Annotated in this window: 3 protein-coding genes; 2 read left to right on the forward strand and 1 reads right to left on the reverse strand. The window is 32.7% G+C overall.

Annotation, left to right across the window (positions count from 1 at the left end):
- Positions 1-270: 270 nt before the first annotated feature.
- Complete coding sequence (locus tag BWGOE10_RS29335; RefSeq protein ID WP_070146075.1) at positions 271-1,707, reverse strand: IS4 family transposase; 1,437 nt, start codon at positions 1,705-1,707, stop codon at positions 271-273.
- A 209-nt stretch (positions 1,708-1,916) separates the two neighbouring features.
- Between BWGOE10_RS29335 and BWGOE10_RS29340 the strand changes: the two genes are divergently transcribed.
- The gene (locus tag BWGOE10_RS29340) at positions 1,917-2,489 is read left to right on the forward strand and encodes a histidine phosphatase family protein (RefSeq protein WP_000846743.1); all 573 of its coding nucleotides are present in this window, start codon (positions 1,917-1,919) and stop codon (positions 2,487-2,489) included.
- Positions 2,490-2,677: 188 nt separating this feature from the next.
- Positions 2,678-3,061 (forward strand): hypothetical protein, encoded by a 384-nt coding sequence (locus BWGOE10_RS29345; protein WP_070146074.1) that lies wholly within the window; start codon positions 2,678-2,680, stop codon positions 3,059-3,061.
- The last annotated feature ends 530 nt before the right edge of the window (positions 3,062-3,591 follow it).

Raw genomic sequence — 3,591 nt, forward strand, 5'->3', positions numbered from 1 at the left:
ATTTATCTGAATAAGTTTGAAATTTATCCCCTTTTTTAACCATAATAAAATCCCCTCCAAGTAAAAGTGTAACATCCATGTGTATCCATGGTCTTTTTACACTGTCTACCTTAAGGGGATAATATCATGTTGGTGCTACCCCATGCCCATCAACTTTAGAATAGAAACAAAATGAACTTTCGTTCACATAAACGAAAAAACTTTTAAAATATTTTGTATATTTAAAAATGAGCACACCAAATAAGCCTAGATAGGTATCGTTTTTAAAAATTATGCAGCTTTCTTTTGTTTTCTCAATCCATTATACTCATAGACAACACCCAAAATATCAAAGACTGTTTTCTTCTCATATCGATGAGATTTCCGTCCATTCTTCTGTAGGAGGTTGAACAGGCGGACTAGGATCTTTGTTATTTCTTGGGTGTTTTGCTGTGTGGATTGATATAAAATGTGTAAATGATCTTGAATCATCCCAATTGCTTTATATTCACTTAATTCTTGTTTCTTCTTTTGTAAAATTAATTGTCGCATCTTAAACATAGTAGAAGAGCATAGAAAAATGGCAATAAGCTTTCCATAAACATGACATTCTAATCGCTCTTGTTTGATATTTTTCCAATGATGAATTTGAAATAGAGATTTCCAAGTTTTAAAGATGATTTCTATTTGCCAGCGGAGAGAGTAAAAATCATGTATTTGTTCCATCGGAACAATCTCCCAAGGTGTATTGGTAACATACAGGTTCATGCCAGCTAATCGTTTGCTTTTTTCTGAATACGTAATTCCCTTTTTACTTTCCGTATACACTTGTTTTTTCATACGTTCACGAAGTTGTTTTTCTGTTAATCGATACATAATCACCCTAGTGAATAGTTTTTTATCCTTTCCAATATAAGCATCTTTTATTTCATAGACCTGGCCTGGTTTTAAGGTATTCATAATGTGTTCTAAATCAACTTTGATGTACTGAGACTGTTTTTTTACTGTCCCATTTCGAAAGTATTCAGGAAATTCATTTTTGATATATACCATATTGTTTAATTTGAGCCTTGATATATAATACACACCACGTTGGTCCATTTGATCTAAATCATCCAGTGAATAATAGCCTAAATCCCGAATACATAGATCACCAGGACGTAATGTCGGTAAACACTCTGTGCCAAATGTTTTATCATTATTTTTCCCTGGTTCTACTTGAAAATTTAAAAACTGGCCACTATGTAAATCATATTCTAACTGGATTTTTATACCCGCTGTTTGAGCACAACCACCTGATCCAGGATACAAACTAGCTAAATGCTTTGGTGCCTGGAAAATTGTTGCATCTAAAATACGAATTCGCTGAAAATAAGCGATTGAAGAGCTTGGAATCGCTGATGTTTCACAAATTTTAATTTTTAGTAATGTAGAGAAAATATGTTTTAAAAAACAAACAGCTTTTTTATTGAAACGCTTATTGAGTCCTTCTGGACTCATAAGTGTTCCTGTAACAGCATGAAGTTGACTACATAGTCGCACTAAAGAATCACTTGCTACCCGTTGACTAACCCAAACACAGATAGTAGCTAAATCATGAGCTAAAAACTTTCGTTTCCGTTGTACAAACCCTAGTTCTTTAGCGAGATTCTCCAGAAATGAAGGAGTAAGATGTTCATATAATTCTTCAGCAAATAATTGGAGTTCACTTTGAATCGAAAGATTCATAAAAAACATCATCCTTTCTAATCTAGCTTGTTTAGAAAGAATAACGCTTTTTTATACCAGAGGATAGTGAAAACTTCGCGTCTTTCTTACAAATATCATGAATTTATTTCAAATTCACAGTTTTCTGTTATTTTTAAGGAGAATGAATTGGATATATATGCTAATATAAGAAAGGAATTGTAAAAGAACCTGGAAAAATGGAGGGAATTATGAAAACTTTCATATATATGGTGAGACATGGGGATTCACCGAAATCTGGAAAAGAAAAAACAAGAGGATTAACTGAAAAAGGAAAATTAGATGTTCAACGAATAACAGATGTATTACAAGGTGAGGGAATTGACATTGTTATCTCAAGTCCATACAATCGTTCAATTCTAACTGTTCAGCAGTTAGCGAAGCAAATAGGACAAGAAGTTTTAGTATTTGAAGACTTAAAAGAGAGAATTTTTATTGCTGAAGAGGAACGAATGTCGGATAAAGAATTATTCCCTTTGATAACAAAGTCATTTTTAGAACCCGACTTTGCTTTAACGGGAGGAGAGTCTAATGTCGACTGTCAGAAACGTGCTATAAAAGTCTTAAAAGAATTATTAAACACCTATCGAGGACAGAAAGTAGTATTAGGAACCCATGGAGCTGTTATGACTTTGATGATGGGGTATTATGATAGTAAGTATGATTTGAATTTTTTACTACAGACATCAAAACCAGATATATACAGAATGGAATTCAATGGACAGGAATTGGTGGAGATTAAAAGATTGTGGGAAATTGAATAGATTGACTTTATTCATCCATAGCTTTTCCCAATGACGTGTATTATAAACAATAGGGTTACTGCGGTAACTCTTTTTCTTATGGCACTAACGGGGGATTGAGTTCAACAATCTAAAAAATCCGGTTCCTTAGCGTACAAAATTCGCGTTTTGTTCTTGCTATCCCGAGATGAAATGGGAGGTAATGTTTTTTGGACAGGATACCTTTAAAAATTTTTTTAAAATTAATCCTATTTTTTTTCTTATGCGGTATTGTTGTTTATTCTATATTTCAGATTATTTTTGTCTGGAGTGTTTCGACAGGATTAGGGAGGGATGATATAGTCGGATTTTCTGATAATAAGTATGTAATTGGTCGTCCACCTGTTAGCTATAATTTATATAAAAAAGATAGTGGGGAAACTATATTAGATAATGTTATTGGTTATAAAAAGGGAAAAACTAAAAGCTATGTTCGGAATGAAATTGAATTTGCAGTGATAAATGAGACAAGGGGTAGCTATGAACTGTATAAAATAGAAAATGCTTCAGAAAAGGATATAGAACGGCTGAAAGAAATGAAGAAATTAGAATAAAAGAGACTATCTGAAAGGTAAAAATGTATACTTGTTATTGTTAGATCTAAAAAATGGTTTAGACTGATAACTGGGTTTTATTTTATGAAAAGAATTATTATTAAAATAAAGCATTAGGGGTTCAGTCCCATGCCCTCAAGCTAATATTTTGAAGTGTCCTCAAAACAAAAATTTTCTTCGTTTTGGGGAACTACCAATTTCTTAAGTTGATGGGCATGTAAGGTGACCCCTAATAAGTGATAAAGGATTTTTTTTGTTTTTGAAGGAAAAATAAATCTTAAAAAATGTCACATTCCTCTTTCTAGTTCTGTTGCAAAGTTTCCGAAGACATAAAGAGATGGGGAATATTGCGGACCAGTTTTATGAAACTATTAATAATTCATGTAATTCGTTATAGGGGTCTCGCCACATCGCTATCAAGCTAAGGTTATGAAGTACCATCACGACTTTCACCGAAATCACAAGAAGTCATATAAGGGATAGCACTACCCATAAAGCAAAAAATACGTTATCCTTTCTGTAGAATCATA

The sequence above is a fragment of the Bacillus mycoides genome, from assembly GCF_001757995.1.
Taxonomy (GTDB): Bacteria; Bacillota; Bacilli; order Bacillales; family Bacillaceae_G; genus Bacillus_A; species Bacillus_A mycoides_B.